The organism is Cellulosimicrobium sp. I38E, from assembly GCF_001647255.1.
In the GTDB taxonomy this organism is placed as follows: domain Bacteria; phylum Actinomycetota; class Actinomycetes; order Actinomycetales; family Cellulomonadaceae; genus Cellulosimicrobium; species Cellulosimicrobium cellulans_E.
Genome location: NZ_LUAZ01000021.1, coordinates 35023 through 53589, shown reverse-complemented (window position 1 = coordinate 53589; position 18567 = coordinate 35023). Strand labels below are relative to the sequence as shown.

At 75.6% G+C, this 18567-nt stretch carries 14 protein-coding genes; 9 read left to right on the top strand and 5 right to left on the bottom strand.

All coding sequences use genetic code 11. The features are described from left to right. Positions 1–155: 155 nt before the first annotated feature. Positions 156–1640 carry an NAD-dependent succinate-semialdehyde dehydrogenase gene (locus A0J59_RS07745; protein ID WP_064315738.1) on the bottom strand — a complete coding sequence of 495 codons (1485 nt, stop codon included), beginning with the start codon at positions 1638–1640 and terminating at the stop codon, positions 156–158. Positions 1641–1752: 112 nt separating this feature from the next. Here A0J59_RS07745 and dapA point away from each other — a divergent pair, with 112 nt between their 5' ends. After that, on the top strand, positions 1753–2697 hold the full coding sequence (gene dapA / locus A0J59_RS07740; RefSeq protein ID WP_047234711.1) for a 4-hydroxy-tetrahydrodipicolinate synthase: 945 nt from the start codon (positions 1753–1755) through the stop codon (positions 2695–2697). A gap of 50 nt (positions 2698–2747) precedes the next feature. Beyond that, positions 2748–4433 carry a ribonuclease J gene (locus A0J59_RS07735; RefSeq protein ID WP_047234710.1) on the top strand — a complete coding sequence of 562 codons (1686 nt, stop codon included), beginning with the start codon at positions 2748–2750 and terminating at the stop codon, positions 4431–4433. A 135-nt stretch (positions 4434–4568) separates the two neighbouring features. On the opposite strand, the gene A0J59_RS07730 is transcribed toward A0J59_RS07735, so the two are convergent. After that, entirely contained in the window at positions 4569–5156 is a 588-nt protein-coding gene (locus A0J59_RS07730; RefSeq protein ID WP_064315737.1) for a TetR/AcrR family transcriptional regulator, read from the bottom strand. Between the two features lie 109 nt (positions 5157–5265). Between A0J59_RS07730 and A0J59_RS07725 the strand changes: the two genes are divergently transcribed. Together A0J59_RS07725 and A0J59_RS07720 are read left to right on the top strand one after the other, a co-directional pair. Continuing rightward, positions 5266–5676: a hypothetical protein gene (locus tag A0J59_RS07725; RefSeq protein ID WP_064315736.1), complete on the top strand. Its 411-nt coding sequence runs from the start codon at positions 5266–5268 to the stop codon at positions 5674–5676. A gap of 97 nt (positions 5677–5773) precedes the next feature. Beyond that, positions 5774–6139 (top strand): Imm51 family immunity protein, encoded by a 366-nt coding sequence (locus tag A0J59_RS07720; protein WP_053371624.1) that lies wholly within the window; start codon positions 5774–5776, stop codon positions 6137–6139. Between the two features lie 68 nt (positions 6140–6207). On the opposite strand, the gene A0J59_RS07715 is transcribed toward A0J59_RS07720, so the two are convergent. Then, on the bottom strand, positions 6208–7143 hold the full coding sequence (locus A0J59_RS07715; RefSeq protein WP_082918837.1) for an MBL fold metallo-hydrolase: 936 nt from the start codon (positions 7141–7143) through the stop codon (positions 6208–6210). 143 nt (positions 7144–7286) lie between these two features. Here A0J59_RS07715 and A0J59_RS07710 point away from each other — a divergent pair, with 143 nt between their 5' ends. The 4 genes from A0J59_RS07710 to A0J59_RS07695 all read left to right on the top strand — a co-directional run bounded on the left by A0J59_RS07710 (position 7287) and on the right by A0J59_RS07695 (position 12109). Next, positions 7287–10121 (top strand): DNA translocase FtsK, encoded by a 2835-nt coding sequence (locus A0J59_RS07710; RefSeq protein WP_082380086.1) that lies wholly within the window; start codon positions 7287–7289, stop codon positions 10119–10121. A gap of 107 nt (positions 10122–10228) precedes the next feature. Further along, a complete protein-coding gene (pgsA, locus tag A0J59_RS07705; RefSeq protein WP_052877822.1) occupies positions 10229–10858 on the top strand; it encodes a CDP-diacylglycerol--glycerol-3-phosphate 3-phosphatidyltransferase in 630 nt (209 codons plus the stop codon). Beyond that, entirely contained in the window at positions 10855–11409 is a 555-nt protein-coding gene (locus A0J59_RS07700) for a CinA family protein (protein ID WP_053371628.1), read from the top strand. Before pgsA ends, A0J59_RS07700 begins: the two co-directional genes overlap by 4 nt. Before the next feature lie 358 nt (positions 11410–11767). Beyond that, positions 11768–12109, top strand: a complete 342-nt coding sequence (locus tag A0J59_RS07695; RefSeq protein ID WP_047234712.1) for a helix-turn-helix domain-containing protein — start codon at positions 11768–11770, stop codon at positions 12107–12109. A gap of 51 nt (positions 12110–12160) precedes the next feature. Here A0J59_RS07695 and A0J59_RS07690 read toward each other — a convergent pair whose 3' ends face one another. Both A0J59_RS07690 and A0J59_RS07685 read right to left on the bottom strand, forming a co-directional pair. After that, on the bottom strand, positions 12161–13000 hold the full coding sequence (locus tag A0J59_RS07690) for a DNA-formamidopyrimidine glycosylase family protein (RefSeq protein WP_047234706.1): 840 nt from the start codon (positions 12998–13000) through the stop codon (positions 12161–12163). Between the two features lie 65 nt (positions 13001–13065). Next, positions 13066–18189: a DEAD/DEAH box helicase gene (locus A0J59_RS07685; RefSeq protein WP_064315735.1), complete on the bottom strand. Its 5124-nt coding sequence runs from the start codon at positions 18187–18189 to the stop codon at positions 13066–13068. A 119-nt stretch (positions 18190–18308) separates the two neighbouring features. On the opposite strand from A0J59_RS07685, the gene A0J59_RS07680 reads away from it, so the two are divergent. Further along, complete coding sequence (locus tag A0J59_RS07680) at positions 18309–18542, top strand: DUF3046 domain-containing protein (protein ID WP_047233744.1); 234 nt, start codon at positions 18309–18311, stop codon at positions 18540–18542. Positions 18543–18567: the final 25 nt, after the last annotated feature.

The following is an 18567-nucleotide window of genomic DNA, read 5'->3' as shown; positions in this document are numbered from 1 at the left end:
TGGGCGAGGGGGCGTTCGGGCTGATGGTCGACGCGGGCGACGAGGGCACGGGCGTGGGCTCTCCGGGAGTCGGTGGCAGGGGAGCGTCAGGCTACCAACGCCGGGTGACGGCCCGACGACGCCGGCCACGCCCGCAGCAACGCGGACGACGGGCGTCAGAGCGCGACGTAGACCGTCTCGAGGTACTCCTCGAGTCCCGCCTCGCCGCCCTCGCGGCCGAGGCCGGACTGCTTGAGCCCGCCGAACGGCGCGCTCGCGTCGGACACCATGCCGCGGTTGATGCCGATCATCCCGGCCTCCACCTCCTCGGACACGCGCACGGCGCGGTCGAGCGAGGACGTGTACGCGTAGGCGGCCAGCCCGTACTCGGTGGCGTTCGCGAGCGCGAGGCCCTCGTCGTCGTCGCCGAACGCGACCACGGGCGCCACGGGACCGAAGATCTCCTCGGTGACGACGCGCGCGTCGGGGTCGACGCCGGAGAGCACGGTCGGCGCGTAGAAGTACCCCGTGGTCCGCGGCCGGTCGGCGCCGGTGAGCACCTGGGCGCCGCCGTCGGACGCGGCGTCGACGAGCTCGGCGACCTTGTCGACGGCCTTCGCCTCGATGAGGGGGCCGACCTGGGTCCCGTCCTGCGCGCCCGGGCCGACGCGCAGGCCCTCGAACGCGGCGGCGAGGCGCTGGGCGAACTCGCGCGCGACGGCGTCGTGCACGAGGAAGCGGTTGGCCGCGACGCACGACTGGCCCGCGTTGCGCAGCTTCGCGACGAGCGCCCCCTCGACGGCGGCGTCCAGGTCGGCGTCCGCGAAGACGAGGAACGGCGCGTTGCCGCCGAGCTCCATCGACGTGCGCAGCACCTGGGACGCCGCCTTCTCGAGCAGCGTGCGCCCGACGGCCGTGGAACCCGTGAACGACAGCTTGCGCAGGCGCTCGTCGGCGAGCAGCGGTTCGGTCACGTCCGCGGCACGCGACGACGGGACGACGTTGACGACGCCGGTCGGCAGCCCGCGGTCGGCGAGCTCGGACCGGATGACCTCGGCCACGAGCGCCGTCGTGAGCGGCGTGAGCCGTGCCGGCTTGATCACGACCGTGCAGCCGGCCGCGAGCGCCGGGCCGATCTTGCGCGTCGCCATCGCGATGGGGAAGTTCCACGGCGTGACGAGCAGGGCCGGGCCCACGGGCCGGCGGAAGACGAGCTGCCGGTTGCCGCCGGCCGGAGCCGTGCGCGCGAGGCCCTCGGCCCGCACCGCCTGCTCGGCGTACCAGCGCAGGAAGTCGGCGCCGTAGAGCACCTCCGCGCGCGCCTCGGCGAGCGGCTTGCCGCACTCGGCGGTGATGAGCGCGGCGACGTCATCGGCCCGCGCGACGACCCGGTCGTAGACGGCGCGCAGCACCTCGCCGCGCTCCCGCGGGGGCGTCGCGCGCCACGCGGGTGCCGCCCGGTGCGCGGCGTCGAGGGCGCGCAGGGCGTCGGCCGGGCTCGCGTCGGCGACGTCGAAGAGGGACTCCTCCGTCGCCGGGTCCTCGACCTCGAACGTCCGGCCGCCCTCCGCCGGTCCCCAGTGGCCGTCGACGAGCAGCCCCGTGGGCACGTGCGCGACGAGCGCGGGGGAGAGGTTCGACGTGGAGGCGGGACGGGACATGCTCCGAGTATCGCCCTCGGGGTCGCGGGGACGCACCCGGGCGGTGGTCGAGGGCCGGGCACCGGCCTGGACGGGCGCGGTGCGGGGACCCGCCGCACGGTAGTTTGTGCACATGGTCCTTCCCGCCACCCCCGCGCGCCCGTTCGGTGCCGTCCTCACGGCCATGGTCACCCCGATGACGCCCGACGGCGCCGTCGACCTCGCGGCGGCGGCCCGGCTCGCGAAGCGCCTGGTGGACGACGGGAACGACGGCCTCGTGCTGAGCGGCACGACGGGCGAGTCGCCCACGACGCACGCGCCGGAGAAGCAGGACCTCGTGCGGGTCGTCGTCGACGCGGTCGGCGACCGCGCGGCGGTCGTCGCCGGTGCCGGGTCCAACGACACCGACCACGCCCTGCGCATGGCGGAGCAGGCGGCCGAGGCCGGGGCCGACGGGCTCCTCGTCGTCTCGCCCTACTACTCGCGCCCCAGCCAGGAGGGCGTGTACCGGCACGTGACGGCGATCGCCGACGCGACCGACCTGCCCGTCATGCTCTACGACGTCCCCGGGCGCACGGGCGTGCGGATCGCGCCCGCGACCTACGCGCGGCTCGCGGCGCACGACCGGGTCGTCGCGAGCAAGGACGCGACGGGCGACGTGTACGCCGCCGCCAAGCTCGCCGCCGCGACCGGGCTCGCGTTCTACAGCGGCGACGACGGCCTGCTGCTGCCGTTCCTCGCGCACGGCGCGGCCGGCATCGTCTCCGTCTCCGGGCACGCGGTGGCCGGGCCGTTCGCCGAGGTCGTGCGCCGCTTCGACGCGGGCGACCACGCGGGCGCGCTCGAGGTCTTCCTCACCACGACGCCCGTCATCGACGCGCTCAACGGCGCGGGCTTCCAGGCCGTGATGGCCAAGGCCGCCGTCGAGCTGCTCGGCCTCACCGACAACCGCTTCCTGCGCCTGCCGAACGTCGCGGCGACCGAGGACGACGTCGCGCTGGTCCGCGACGCCCTCGCCGCCGCAGGCGTGCTCGTCGGCGCGAGCGCCGCGGCGGCCACCGCCGCACCCACGAACTAGCGAGGGCAGGAGCCCTCGAAACCCCCGGCTCAGCCACGACAGGAGGCCCCGTGAGCCATCCCCACCCCGAACTCTCCCTGCCTCCCGAGCTCCCCACCGGAGGGCTGCGCATCGTCGCCCTCGGCGGGCTCGGGGAGGTCGGCCGCAACATGGCCGTCCTCGAGTACGACGGGCGCCTGCTCGTCATCGACTGCGGCGTCCTCTTCCCCGAGGACAACCAGCCCGGCGTCGACCTCATCCTCCCGGACTTCGACTACATCGCGGACCGGCTGGACGACATCGAGGCGATCGTCCTCACACACGGCCACGAGGACCACATCGGCGCCGTCCCGTACCTGCTGCGCCTGCGCCGCGACATCCCGCTCGTCGGGTCGCAGCTCACGCTCGCGTTCGTCGAGGCCAAGCTCAAGGAGCACCGCATCTCGCCCGTGACCCTCGCGGTCAAGGAGGGGCAGGTCGAGCAGCTCGGCGTGTTCCGCTGCGAGTTCGTCGCCGTCAACCACTCGATCCCCGACGCGCTCGCGGTCGCCGTGACGACCGGTGCCGGGACCGTGCTGCACACGGGCGACTTCAAGATGGACCAGCTCCCGCTCGACGGGCGCATCACCGACCTGCGCGCGTTCGCGCGCCTCGGCGAGCAGGGCGTCGACCTGTTCATGGTCGACTCGACCAACGCCGAGGTCCCGGGGTTCGTCACGCCCGAGGTCGAGATCGGCCCGGTGCTCGACAACGTGTTCGCCGCGTCGGAGAAGCGCATCATCGTCGCGTCGTTCTCCTCGCACGTGCACCGCGTGCAGCAGGTCCTCAACGCCGCGCACCACCACGGGCGCCGCGTCGCGCTCGTCGGGCGGTCCATGGTCCGCAACATGACGATCGCGGCCGAGCTCGGGTACCTGCACGTGCCCGAGGGCGTGCTCATCGACCTCAAGAAGGTCGACTCGCTGCGCGACGACGAGATCGTGCTCATGTGCACGGGTTCCCAGGGCGAGCCCATGGCGGCGCTGTCGCGCATGGCCAACGGGGACCACAAGGTCCAGGTCGGCCACGGCGACACGGTGATCCTCGCGTCGTCGCTCATCCCGGGCAACGAGAACGCCGTCTTCCGCATCATCAACGGGCTCACGCGCCTCGGCGCGAGGGTCGTGCACGGCGGCAACGCCAAGGTGCACGTGTCCGGGCACGCAAGCGCGGGCGAGCTCCTCTACTGCTACAACGTGCTCAAGCCCAAGAACGTCATGCCGGTGCACGGCGAGGTCCGCCACCTCGTGGCGAACGGGGCGCTCGCGGTCCGCACGGGCGTGCCGGCCGACCGGGTCGTGCTCGCCGAGGACGGCGTCGTCGTCGACCTCGTCGACGGCAAGGCGTCGGTCGTCGGCGCGGTCCCGTGCGGGTACGTGTACGTCGACGGGTCGAGCGTCGGCGAGATCACCGACGCCGAGCTCAAGGACCGGCGCATCCTCGGCGAGGAGGGCTTCGTGTCCGTCTTCGCCGTCGTGGACTCCGCGACCGGCAAGGTGCTCGCCGGGCCGCAGATCCTCGCGCGCGGGTTCGCCGAGGACGACAAGGTGTTCCAGGACATCCAGCCGGAGGTCGTCAAGGCGCTCGAGGACGCGATCGCGGGCGGAGCGACCGACACGCACCAGCTCCAGCAGGTCATGCGCCGCGTCATCGGGCGGTGGGTCTCCAACCGCCTCCGGCGCCGCCCGATGATCGTCCCAGTGGTCGTCGAGGCCTGACCGGCGCGCCGGACGCGCCGGAGGTCCCCTCAGGGGCTCGGTCGGCGCGAGAAGCGAGACGTGGCCCCTGCCGCCGTTCTGGTGGGGGCCACTTCTCGTGTCTCGGGAAGAGCCCGCGCGACCGGACGGGGGCCGTCACCTCCCGGTGCGCCGGACCAGACCGGGGCCGACGGCGGCGAGCGTCGCGCCAAAGCGCGCGGCGCGCTCCGCGTCGTCGCCGGGGACGAGGCCGGCGAGCTCGAGCGAGACCAGCCCGTGCACGAGGCCCCACAGCCCGAGGGCGACGTCGTCGGCGGTCGTCGCGTCCGGCACGAGCCGTGCGACCGCGTCGCGCAGCACGAGGAACGTCGCCTCCTCGACGGCACGCGGGCGGTCCGCGGCGGGCCGGACCCCGCGCGCGAACATCACGGCGTAGAAGTGCGGGTCCGCGAGGGCGAACCCCCGGTAGGCGTCGCCGAGCGCGGCGAGGTCGGCACCCGGGTCGTCGGTCCGCTCGACGGCCGCCAGGCGGGCCGCGAACCGCCGGAAGCCCTCCGCCGACACGGCCGCCACGAGCTCGTCGCGGCTGCCGAAGAGCGCGTACACGGCCGACGGGCTCGTCCCCGCGGCCGTCGCCACCGAGCGGACCGTCACGGCACCCTCGCCGTGCTCGGAGATGGCTCGCGACGCCACGTCGAGGAGGCGGTCGCGCAGGGCGTCGTCGTGCAGTCGAGGTCGTGCCACGCGACGAGTCTAGAGGGCTTGACACGGGTTTGCGAACGCTGTTCTATAACAGCGTTCGGAAACTCGCGGCGTGCCGCGCGCCGAGTGTCCCGCCACCTCAGGAGGTCCCGTGCTCGAGCTCACCGACGCCGCCCGCATCACCGCGGGCGTCGTCCTCCTCACGGTCGTCGGCATCGAGTCAGGCGGCGCGTTCCTCGTCAAGGTCGTCACGCGCCGCGTGCCGGCGACCGGCTTCCAGACCTCCTTCTTCCGCGCCGGACACGCGCACGCGGGCGTGCTCGTGATCCTGGGGCTCGTGTGCCTGCTGCTCACGGAGGCCACCTCGCTCGAGGGCTTCTGGCGGTGGCTCGCCGCCACCGGGGTGCTCGTCGCCGCCATCCTCCTGCCCGCCGGGTTCTTCCTCTCCGCCGTGGGCTCGGGGCGCGAGGCGCCGAACCGGGCGGTCGTGCTGCTCCCTGCGGGCGGCGTGGTCCTCGCCGCGGGCGTCGTGACGCTCGCGATCGGGCTCTTCCTCGCCTGACGATGGTGGGGCTCAGGCCCAGGCCCGGTCCCGGGCCCGGCCGGCGTCGCGGGAGGTCCGCCGCGGCGTCGTGGGTGGTCAGCGCTACGTTTCCCGTATGACGAACGCCGAGGACTTCGCCCCGCTCGCCCCTGTCCACCTCGTGACCCAGGCGCAGGGGTGGAGCATCATCTACTCGCCCGGCGGCCCGGAGTGGCACCAGCACAAGGGCGCCCTCGAGCGGCACGGCATCGAGGGCTCCGGGTACGACTTCTCCGGCGCGCTGCGGGCCACGCTGACCGACCACGAGCCCAGCGTCCTGGACGCCGTCGGGTTCGATCCCGAGGGCGGCATGGTGAGCGTCTACGGGTCGGACCTCGGCGCCCTGCACGCCGCGGCACGGCACCTGCACCGCCTGGTCACCGACGAGCACGAGCTCGACGCGGCGCTCGCCCGGTCCGTGGAGCTCGGGCTCGACGACTGAGCCCCGGCGACCTGCGTCGGCAGCGCTCCGGCTCGCCTCTGCACCGCCCGTGGGAGGGTGGTGCGGCTTCAGTGCGAGCGCAGCGCCTCGACCTGCGCGTCGTGCCACTCGGCGACGTAGCCCGTGAGCCGACGGTCGTCGGGCAGGGTGCCGCCGCGCAGAGCGGCGTCCAGGGCGTCGAGGTAGGCGCGGTCGGCCGCGAAACGCGCGGCGACCGCCGCGCGTCCGAGGGCGGGGCTCCCGTGACCCGGGACGAGCGCGTCCACGTCACGAGCGGCGAGCTCGAGCGCGTCGAGCGCACCTCGGTAGACCGCGACGGGGTCGCGGGCGTCGGTGTCGACGAGCGGCACCTCGACGTCGGAGAGCATGTCGCCCGCCACGAGCACGCACCCGTCCGGCGTGCGCACCACGAGCGCGGCGTGGCCCGGCGCGTGGGCGTCGTGCTCGACGACGGTCACCGTCCTCGGGCCGGTCGGTGCGGCGTCGGGCCAGGGGAGCCGGCGTGCGCCGCGGGAGAGCGAGGTCAGCGCGCCCACGAGCGCGGGGTCGTGGCCGGGGGCGGCGGCCTCGGTCGACGCGAGCACCGCGGCCCGCCGCCGCTGCGTCGCGTCGGCGGTGCGGGCCGTCGCCCAGCGGGGTGCGTCGCCGAGCCCCGGCGACCACAGCACGTGGTCCCAGTGCGGGTGCGTCGCGAACCCGGCGGTCACCCGCCAGCCGCGCGCCCGGACCGCGGCGGCGAGCCCCTCGACCTCGGCGACCGTCACCGCCGGGTCCACGACGAGCGCCTCGCCGTCCGGCGTGGTGACGACGGTCGACGTGGTCGTCCAGATCTCCGCGGTCGCGACCCAGACCCCCGGGACCGTCTCGACGAGGTCACGCGCTCGGGGCGCGTCCGCCGACCTGACCCTGGCGGCGGTGGCCCGGTCGGTCGGTGGTTCGCTCGGTCCGCCGCCCGGTGCGTCGCTCGGGACGTCGCTCCGCTCGGCGTGCGTGGGCTCGTGCACGGTTCCTCCGGTCCTGGTCGCTCACGGGTCGTCGGTCACGGGCGTCGCTCGCGGGGTCGCCGGCCGCCCGGCTGCACTCCGGCGGGGACACGCGCCGCCGGGTCCGCGTCCGTGTCGTCCCCCGCAGGTAGGTTAGGACCACTATGGCGACCCGCACGTCCCCGCAGGCACGTCGGACCGCGAGCAACCGCACACCAGCGCCCCGCACCTCGGCGCGCGGCGGTTCGTCCTCGGCCCGCGGCACGTCGCGCGCCGGCACCGGTCGGGGGCGGTCCACCTCCTCCGGCACGCGCCGGCCCGCCCGGCGCCCGGCATCGGGGCCGCCGTGGCCCGTCCGCGCGGTGCGGGCGGTCTGGCTCGGCGCCGCGCACGGCCTCGGAGCGCTCGTGCGCACCATCGGAAAGGGAGCAAGAGAGCTGGACCCGGCACACCGGCGCGACGGCGTCGCGTTCTTCCTCATCGCCCTCGCGGTCGTCGTCGCGGCCCGCGAGTGGTGGGGCATCGAGGGCACGTTCGGCAGGGTCGTGCACGGCGTCGTCGCGGGCACGTTCGGCCTCGCGGGCGTCGCGGTGCCCGTCCTGCTGCTCTGGCTCGCCGTGCGCATCATGCGCCACCCCGAGCGCGCGCAGGCGAACTCGCGCGTCGCGATCGGGCTCACGCTCATCGTCGTGTCGGTGTGCTCGCTCGTGCACATCTCCGAGGACCTCCCGGCGCCGCGCGACGGCTTCGAGGCGGTGCAGGACGCGGGCGGGATCGTCGGCTACCTCGCCGCGACGCCCGTGACCACCGGGCTCACGCCCTGGTTCGCCGTCCCCATCTTCCTGCTGCTCGGGTTCTTCGGGCTCCTCGTCGTCACCGCGACGCCGGTGCACCGGATCCCGAGCCGGCTGCGCGGCCTCTACGACGTGCTCACGGGCAACCACCGCGCGGAGGACGATGCGCTGGACGCCGACGGGCTCGCGCTCGCGGAGGGCGTCTCGCGCCACGACGGCACGGACGTGCCGGCGGGCCGTCGCCCGCGCAAGCCCCGGAAGACCAGGGCGCAGCGCGCGGCGGAGGCCGCCGAGATCGAGAAGCCCGAGGGCGGGTTCTCCGGCGACGAGGCGTTCGAGACGGCGGCGTTCCTCGACTACGAGGAGGACTCCGCGCGCGGCCGGGGCAAGAAGCGCCGCGGGGAGGACCCGGCGCCCGGCACCGCGCCCACCGAGGCCGTGCCCGCCGTCGGGCAGGGCACCGCGCAGGACACCGCGGCCGCCGCGATGAGCGCCGTCGCGCCCGACCCCGCCGACGGCGCGGGCAGCGTCCCGCCGCCCCCGCCGAGCAGCCCCCTGCCGCGCGGCGTGCAGCCGATGCTCGAGGGCGACACGGTCTACCTCCTGCCCAACGAGGACTCCCTGGTCAAGGGTGCGCCGCACAAGGTCCGGTCGGCCGCGAACGACCGCGTCGTCGAGGCGCTCACCCAGACGTTCGAGCAGTTCGAGGTCGACGCGAAGGTCACCGGCTTCACGCGCGGACCGACGGTCACGCGCTACGAGGTCGAGGTCGGTCCCAAGGTCAAGGTCGAGCGCATCACGTCGCTCTCGAACAACATCGCCTACGCGGTCGCGAGCGCGGACGTGCGCATCCTCGCGCCGATCCCCGGCAAGTCCGCGATCGGCATCGAGATCCCCAACACCGACCGCGAGACGGTCGTGCTCGGCGACGTGCTCCGCTCGTCGGCGGCGCGCCGGACCGAGCACCCCATGGTCATGGGCGTGGGCAAGGACGTCGAGGGCGGCTACGTCGTCGCGAACCTCGCGAAGATGCCGCACATCCTCGTCGCGGGCGCGACGGGCGCCGGCAAGTCGAGCTTCATCAACTCCATGATCACGTCGATCCTCATGCGCTCGACGCCGGAGCAGGTGCGCCTGGTGCTCGTGGACCCCAAGCGCGTCGAGCTGACGATCTACGAGGGCATCCCGCACCTCATCACGCCCATCATCACCAACCCGAAGAAGGCCGCCGAGGCCCTCGACTGGGTCGTGCGGGAGATGGACGCCCGGTACGACGACCTCGCGGCGTTCGGGTACAAGCACATCGACGACTTCAACGCCGCCGTGCGCTCGGGCAAGGTCAAGCCGCTGCCGGGCTCCGAGCGCAAGATCGCGCCGTACCCCTACCTGCTCGTCGTCGTCGACGAGCTCGCGGACCTCATGATGGTCGCCCCGCGCGACGTCGAGGCGTCCATCCAGCGCATCACGCAGCTCGCGCGCGCCGCGGGCATCCATCTCGTGCTCGCGACGCAGCGGCCGTCGGTCGACGTCGTCACCGGCCTCATCAAGGCCAACGTGCCGTCGCGGCTCGCGTTCGCCACCTCCTCGCTCGCGGACTCGCGCGTCGTGCTCGACCAGCCGGGCGCCGAGAAGCTCATCGGTCAGGGTGACGCGCTGTTCCTCCCGATGGGAGCCGCGAAGCCCATGCGCGTCCAGGGCGCGTGGGTCTCGGAGTCCGAGGTGCACTCGGTCGTCGAGCACGTCAAGGGGCAGCTCAAGCCGGTCTACCGCGAGGACGTCACGCAGACCGCGGCGAAGAAGCAGGTCGACGAGGACATCGGCGACGACCTCGACCTGCTCCTCCAGGCGACGGAGCTCGTCGTGACCTCCCAGTTCGGCTCGACGTCGATGCTCCAGCGCAAGCTGCGGGTCGGGTTCGCCAAGGCGGGTCGCCTCATGGATCTCCTCGAGTCGCGCGAGATCGTCGGCCCGTCCGAGGGGTCCAAGGCGCGCGAGGTGCTCGTGACGCCGGAGGAGCTGCCGTCGGCGCTCGCGCTGATCCGCGGCGAGCCGGCGCAGGACGTCTTCGACGGCCAGGCGCCGGCGCCCGCCGCGGCGCCGGGCGGCGGCGCGGGGCACGACTACGGCGAGGGCACCGACGGGCACATGCCGCCGGTGGCGACCGACTACCACGACGGCGCCGACGTGGAGTCGGGCTGGCGCTGAGCGCGCACCGCGTGCCCACCGAGCCCGCCCGGTACCGGCACGGTGTCGCGCGGCCGCGGCGGCGGACGAGGGTCGGGGCACCCCTGGGGACCCCCTAGGCTGGTCACGTGGTCAACGCCGTCCCCTCGCCGTGGAACTCCGCGAACCTCGTCACCATGGCGAGGATCCTGCTCGTCCCGTTCTTCGCGTGGGCGCTCCTCGTCGACGGCGGGGAGTCCGTCACCTGGCGGCTCGTCGCGACGGGCATCTTCGTCCTGGCCGCGACGTCGGACCGGCTCGACGGCTACCTGGCGCGCAAGTACGACCTCGTCACGGACCTCGGCAAGCTCTTGGACCCGATCGCGGACAAGCTGCTCGTCGGCACCGCGCTCGTCCTGCTCGCGTGGCCGCTCGGCGAGCTGCCGTGGTGGGTGCCCGTGGTCGTGCTCGCGCGCGAGCTCGGCGTCACGCTCCTGCGGTTCGCGGTCCTCAAGTACGCGGTCATGCCCGCCTCCCGCGGCGGCAAGCTCAAGACCGTGCTCCAGACCGTCGCGATCACGCTCTTCCTCCTGCCCCTGTCGCACCTGCCGGGGTGGATCGGCGTCGTGGCCTGGGTCGTGCTCGCCGCGGCGATCCTCGTCACGGTCGTGACGGGGCTCGAGTACGCCTACCAGGGCTGGCGGCTGCGGCGCGACGCGATCCGCGCGGCTCGCCTCGCCGAGCGCGGGGCGGCGCCGGACGGCGCGTCGGCGTCGTGACCGGGGCGGCGCGCGACGCCGAGGGGGCGGGGAGCTCGGCCGCGCGACCCGAGGTCGTCGGCCTCCTCGCGACGCTCGAGGCGCGGGGGTGGACGCTCGCGACGGCCGAGTCGCTCACCGGGGGGCTGCTCTCCGCGACGATCGTCGACGTCCCGGGGGCGTCGCGCGTGCTCCGGGGCGCGGTCGTCGCCTACGCGACGGACGTCAAGCAGTCCGTGCTCGGGGTCGACGGCGGCCTCCTCGCCGCCCACGGGGCCGTCCACCCGGAGGTCGCGCGACAGATGGCGGAACGGGTGCGGGTCGTGCTCGGTGCGGACGTGGGGGTCGCGACCACGGGCGTCGCGGGACCGGACCCGCAGGACGGCCAGCCACCGGGAACGGTGTTCGTCGCGGCGAGCGGTCCGCGAGGGACGCGCGTGCGGCGGCTGCACCTGGCCGGCGAGCGTGCGGCCGTCCGCGCCGGGACGGTCGCTGCGGCGATCGACCTCGCCCGTGGGGTGGTCGACGGACCCGCCGCGGACGACGGCAGGCCGGGTGAAATCGGCGGGTGATCTGCGGTCGCCCTGCCGGGCGGCCGCCGTCTCCGATGCGGCGCGTGGAGAGGTCGTGAACGTGCCGCGGGGAGTTCGCCGGGCAGGCGGCCGCGGGAACAAGGCCCCACGTCGGGGCGTTGCACAGCACGTGATCGCCAACAGGACCGTCAACCGACCGGTGGGCCGCACGGACAACGCGCCGACGGCCGGTCCGGCACGCCGCACCGGAGACGTGATCGGACCGCGGGCGGGGTACGGTAGGACGACCCCGTCACGCGGGGCAGTGAACAGGAAGACCGGCACGAGCAGTTCGCGCACCCAGGTGGGGGCCACACCGGCTCCCGGGGGCGCACGGGACACGGAAGGGGGTCGCCAGATGATTGTTCTTCGACGAGAGATCGGGGACGTGCTGCGAGACGCTCGCCAGCGACAGGGGCGCACCCTGCGAGAGGTGTCCTCGGCCGCACGGGTCTCGCTGGGCTACCTCAGCGAGGTCGAGCGCGGTCAGAAGGAAGCGTCGTCGGAGCTCCTGGGCTCGATCTGCGAGGCGCTCGACATCCCGATGTCGTTGGTGCTGCGCGAGGTCAGCGACCGGGTCGCCGTCGCCGAGGGTCTGCTCATCCCGGACACCATCCCGGCCGACTTCGCGACCGCGGTGCTCGGACGGCAGAACCCCGAGGGCACGGCACGACGAGAGGACCTTCAGCCCGTCGGCTGACGGTCCACGCCGGGTAGGCCCGGAGCAGGTGCCGGGGCAGCGACGCCGCCGTCACCGCCCCGCGGGCTGCGCCTGGCACGAGGGACACCAGAAGACCGGGCGGTCGTACGGCGGCTCGTTCGCCGTACCTTCGACGACAGGCGTGCCGCACACGTGGCACGCCTTTCGTGTGCGCCCGTGCACGTGGCGCACGACGCCGGCGCGGGGGTCGAACCCGTGCCGCACCGTGCGCTGCATGAGTGCACGGGCGGTGAGGAGGAGCCCTTCCAGGTCCTCGACGTCGCGCACGGGCGTCCAGGGGTAGACGCGCTCGGCGAAGAGCGACTCAGCCGTGTAGATCGTGCCGATCCCCGCGACGAGGTGCTGGTCGAGGAGGGCCTCCGCGACGGGGACGCCGGTCGCGGCCCGCTCCGGCCGGTGCCGGGGGCCGCTCCCGCCCGTCGCGTCGTCGGCCCGCATGCGCGCGACCGCCTCGGGCAGGCCGGTCTCCGGGAAGTCGTCGCCGAGCACGTCGGGTCCGAGGGGCCCGACGATCACCCGCTCGTCCGGGGTGCGCAGCACGTGCAGCATGCCGATCCGGTTCCCGACCGCGGTCCACCACTCGTTCGCGAGCACCACGCGCACGTTCGGCTCCGCGCCGCGCGCGTCCCGCGCACCCGTGCGCGCGATGCGCCACGACCCCTCCATGCGCAGGTGGGTGTGCAGCGACCGGCCGTCGTCGAGGCGTGTGAAGAGGTGCTTGCCGTACGCCACGTTCTCGACGACCGTCCGGCCGGTCAGGACGACCTCGGCGGCGCTCGGCCAGCGCAGCTCCGCGCGCACGAGGACCCGGCCGGCGAGGGCCTCGTCGAGCCGTGCGGACACGAGGCGCAGGATGTCACCCTCGGGCACGGCCGCACCCCCTGGCGGTCGCGCGCGGACGGCGGCGCGCGCGTCCCGTGCCCTCGGCCGTCACCTCAGGCCGCCCGCAGCCCGCGCGGCGTCGCGCGGAACCCGGCGTCGAGGAGGGCGCGCACCGCGTCGTCGGCGGACGTGGCCGTCGTGCCCGCGCCGGCCAGTGCCTCGACGCCGTCCACCCGCTGCACGACGACCTTGCCGAGCCTGCCCGCGCGGACCGCCCGGACGAGCTCGGCGCTCGCCTCCGCGAGCCGCGGGCCGTCGACGAACGACAGGACGGACCGGCCCCCGCGCTCGACGTACAGCGCGAGGTCGCCGTCGCTCAGCACGACGACGGCCCCGGCCTTGCGCCCGGGGCGGTGCCCGCGCGACGCGTCGGCACCGGTCACGGCGCGGTCCGTCGGCGCGGCACCGCCGCCGGCGTGCGACGCGACGGTCGGCGTGGTCGCGGCACCCGGCCCGACGGCGGACGGTCGCGCCGGCCACGGCAGCGCCGCGCCGTACGGGTTGGCGGGGTCGGTCGCGGCGAGGAGGACGGCGCCCGGGCGCGGACCGCCGCGCGCGGGCCGGGTGCCGCCGGGCACCGGGTCGTCGAGCACCGGGTCGTCGAGCATCGGGTCGCCGGACGCCGGGGCGAGGCCGCCGCCGGGTGCGCGGCGCAGCCCGCGGGCTGCGGCCGCCTCGAGCGCGCGCTCGCGGTCCTGCCCGTCGGTCCGGAGCTGGTCGACCGCGCCCGGGAGCGCGAACTGCGAGCCGCCGAGGTGCTCGACGAAGTACCCGCGCCGCGCCGCCCCGGTCGCCTCCAGCTCGCTCAGCACCCGGTACACCGCGCGGAACGATCCCGCCACGCCCTCGGCGGGCGCGACGGCGCGCGTGAGCACACCGTGGCGGTCGAGCAGGACGCGCGCGAGCGCGTGCGCCCTGCGGGTGGGGTCGGCCTCGCGCGCGGGCAGCGCCGACCAGCGGCCCGCACCCCCGCGCAAGGTGGTGTCGGGGGAGACCGGGGGGCGCAGCCCGGCGAACCGCCCGCGCCCGACCGGACGCGCGCGCGCCGGCGCGCGGGGTGCGCGGTGGGCACCGCCCCCGGCACCGAGCCGGGCGCGCAGCGAGCCGAGCCCGTCGTTCGTCACGTGGCCGGACCACACGAGGTCCCACAACGCCTCGAGCGTCGGGCGGACGTCCGCGCCCGCCCGCTCCGCGAGGCGCGGGAGGAAGTACCCGCCCGAGCCGTCGAGGAGGTCGAGGAGGGTCGCGTGCAGCCCGGCCTCGGGCGCCGGCCCGGGGTCGGGGAGCGTGAGCGGCGCCCACTCCGCGAGGTGCAGGCTGACGAGCCCGTCGCCGCCACCGGACCCCGGGAGGGCCGCATGACCGCACCAGACGACCTCTCCGGTCGTCGTCAGCTCGTCGAGCATCGTCGGCGTGTAGTCGGTGACGCGGGACGGCAGGACGAGCGTCTCCAGAGCCGAGGCGGGCACGGCCGCCCCCGAGAGCTGCTCGACGACGCGCAGCAGGCCGTCCGTCCCGCGCAGCGCCCCGAGTCCCTGCCACCGCGGCAGGAAGACGCCGAGCGTCTCCGCGGGGACCGGTTCGACCTCCGCGCGCAGCGCCGCGAGCGAGCGGCGCCGCAGCACGCGCAGCACCTCGGCGTCGCACCAGTCGTCGCCCGTGCCGCCGATCGACTCCGGCCGCAGTCGGCCGCGCACGACGAGCCGGGCACCCTCGAGCCGCTCGAGCGTCTGCAGGACGACGGCGACGCCCAGGCCGAGGCGTGCGGCGACGTCGGCGGCGGTGAACGGGCCGTGCGTGCGCGCGTGACGGCGTACGAGGTCGCCCAGCGGGTCGGGGACGGGTTCGGTGAACACCTCAGGGATGCCCACGGGCAGCGCGACGCCCAGCGCGTCGCGCAGCCGCCCGGCGTCCTCGACGACCGCCCACTGCTGCGCCCGGTCGGGGTCCACGCCCGCGAGCCGGACGCGCATCACGCGCCGCACGGACTCGAGCTCGCGGAGCCAGTCCGCTGCGGCGTCGCGCGCGTCCGCGCGCGTGCGGGCGACGACCTCGGCCTCCGTGAGGGGCCCCAGCCGGCGCAGCACGTCCCACACGTCCTCGGCGTGCCGGGCCTGCCGCTCGGGCGCCAGCGCGCCGAGCTCGGCCTCGGTCCGCTCGATCTGCGCGGGGTCGAGCAGGTCGGCGAGCTGTGCCGCGACGCCGTCGCCGCCCAGCAGCTCGGCGAGCAGGGTCGGGTCGAGCGACAGCGCCGCCGCCCGCCGCTCCGCGAGCGGGGCGTCGCCGTCGTAGAGGAACTGCGCCGTGTACCCGAAGAGGAGCGACTGCGCGAACGGCGACGGCGTCGGGGTCGTGACCTCGACGAGGCGCACGCGCCCCGCCGCGAGGTCACGCATGAGGTCGGTGAGCGCCGCGACGTCGAAGTCGTCCTGGAGGCACTCGCGTGCGGCCTCGAGGACGATGGGGAACTCCGGGTACTCCGACGCCACCGACAGGAGCTGCGCCGAGCGCTGGCGCTGCTGCCACAGCGGCTGGCGCCGGTCCGGACGCCGCCGGGGCAGCAGGAGCGCGCGGGCGGCGGCCTCGCGGAACCGTGACGCGAACATAACCGACCCGCCGAGCTCGTCGCGCACCGCGTCGAGCACGTCGTCCGGGTCGAGCAGCAGGTCCTCGACGCCGACGACGGGTGCGTCCCCGCCGAGACCGCCCGAGCCGTCGGTCGCTCCCTCGAGCCACGAGTCCCCGGTGTCCGGGAGCCGCAGGACGATGCCGTCGTCGGCGTGCATCGCGGCGGCGTCGACCCCGTAGCGCTCGCGCAGGCGCGCGGCGAGCACGAGCGCCCACGGCGCGTGCACCTTCGCGCCGTACGGCGAGTGCACGACGACGCGCCAGTCGCCGAGCTCGTCGCGGAACCGCTCGACGACGACCGTCCGGTCGTCGGGCACGCGCCCGGTCGCGTCGCGCTGCTCGCGGAGGTACGCGAGGAGGTTGTCGCTCGCCCACGCGTCGAGCCCGGCGGCGCGCAGCCGGTCGGCCGCGGCGTCGTGGTCGTCGGCCGCGAGCGCGTCGGTCTCGCGCACCCAGGCGCCGAGCGCCCGGCCGAGCTCGGCGGGCCGCCCGGGGGAGTCGCCCTTCCAGAAGGGCAGGCGCCCGGGGATGCCCGGCGCGGGCGTGACCAGCACGCGGTCCGGCGTGATGTCCTCGATGCGCCACGTGCTCGACCCGAGCGTGAACGTGTCGCCGACGCGCGACTCGTAGACCATCTCCTCGTCGAGCTCGCCGACGCGCTTGCCGCCGCGCGGGGCACGCCCGCCCGCCGTGTCCGGGTCGCCCGCCACACCTCCTGTCGCGGCGTCCGTGGCGAGGAAGACGCCGTACATCCCGCGGTCGGGGATGGTCCCGCCGCTCGTCGCCGCGAGCCGCAGCGCGCCCGGTCGCCCGGTGAGCCGGCCCGACGCGCGGTCCCACACGATGCGCGCGCGCAGCTCGCCGAAGTCCTCGCTCGGGTACCGCCCCGCGAGCATGTCGAGCACCGCGTGCAGCGAGGCGTCGCCCAGGTGGGCGTACGGCGCGCTGCGCCGCACCACGGTGGCGAGCTCCGCGACCGTCCACTCGTCGACCGCGACCATGGCCACGACCTGCTGCGCGAGCACGTCGAGCGGGTTCGCGAGCACGTGGAGCTCCTCGATGCCGCCGGTGCGCATGCGCTCGGCGACGACCGCGGAGGGCACGAGGTCGCCCCGGTGCGTGGGGAACACGACGCCGTGCGACACCGCGCCCACCTGGTGCCCCGCGCGCCCGATGCGCTGCAGCCCGGACGCGACCGACGGCGGCGCGCCGACCTGCACGACGAGGTCGACCGCGCCCATGTCGATGCCGAGCTCGAGGCTCGACGTCGCGACGACCGCGGGCAGCCGCCCGTCCTTGAGCTCGGTCTCGGTCCGCGTGCGTTCCGCACGGCTCATCGAGCCGTGGTGGGCGCGCGCGATGACGGGCTCGACGCCGGAGCTCGCGCCCGACTGCGCCTGCACCTGCGCCGCGGTGATCGTGCCCGGGTCGAGCACGTCCTCGCCCTGGCGCTCCGCCCACACCTCGTTCATGCGTGCCGTGAGGCGCTCGGCGCCGCGGCGGGAGTTCGTGAACACGAGGGTCGAGCGGTGGTCGGCGACGAGGTCGACGACGCGCTCCTCGACGTGCGGCCACACCGACGGGCGCTGCGGCCGGACGTCCGGCGCCCCGGTCGGGCGGGACGTCGCGGGCCCCGAGAGGTCCCGCTCGCCCGGCGGCAGGGGTGGCAGCGCGCTCGCGCTCGTCGCCCCGGGCGCCGCGCCACGGGCCCCGCCTGCTTCCTTGCCCGGGCGCGCGCCGGCGTCGGGCACCAGCGCGGCCGTGCCGAGGTCCGCGAGGTCGGGGACGGGCACCACGACGTCGACCTCGATGCGCTTGGTCGCGGGGGGCTGCACGACGACGACCTCGCGGCCCGCCTCCGCTTCCGGGCGGTGGCCGCCGAGGAACGTCGCCACGGCCTCGACGGGCCGGACGGTCGCCGAGAGCCCGATGCGCTGCGCGGGCGGGCGGTCCTGCGCCTCGAGGAAGGCGTCGAGACGTTCGAGCGACACCGCGAGGTGCGCGCCGCGCTTGGTCCCCGCCACGGCGTGGATCTCGTCGACGATCACGGTCTCGACGCCCGCGAGCCCCGCGCGCGCCTGCGAGGTCAGCACGAGGAACAGCGACTCGGGCGTGGTGATGAGGATGTCCGGCGGGTGCGTCGCGAGGTGGCGGCGCTCGCTCGTGGGCGTGTCGCCCGTGCGGGTGCCGACGACGACGTCCGGCACCTCGAGCCCGAGCCGCACCGCCGCCTGGCGGATGCCCGCGAGCGGGGAGCGGAGGTTGCGCTCGACGTCCGCGGCGAGCGCCTTGAGCGGCGAGACGTACACGACGTGGCAGCGCTGCTCGCGCACGACCTCGCCGGCTGCGGGGGCGCTCATGATCCGGTCGAGCGACCACAGGAACGCGGCGAGCGTCTTGCCCGACCCGGTCGGAGCGACGACGAGCGCGTGCCGGTCGCTCGACACCGCGTCCCACGCGCCGGCCTGCGCCGCGGTCGGGGCGTCGAACGCGCCCGAGAACCAGGCGCGCGTGGGCGCGGCGAAGCGCGCGAGCGGGTCCGTGGTCACGGGCCCATTCTCGCCGCGACCACCCACACGCGCCGCGCGACGGGAGACCAGCGGCCCGCCCGCGCGAGGGAAGTCCTCCGAGCGGACCGAGAGGGCGCGCGGCGTGGGAGGCTGGTCCCGTGCGCTACCGCGAGTTCTCCGAGCTGGTCGACGAGGTGTTCGGCGCGTCCCTGGGACGCGCCTACGTCCGCGAGCAGGTGCTGTCCGCGCTCGGCGACCGGACGGCCGCCCAGGCGCTCGAGGACGGCGTCGAGCCGCGCGTCGTCTGGCACGCCCTGTGCGACGCGCTCGACGTGCCCGACGCGCGGCGCTGGGGCCACGACGACCACCGCCAGGCCCCGCCGCGCCGCTGACCCGGCCCCTGCCGGTCCACGGAGG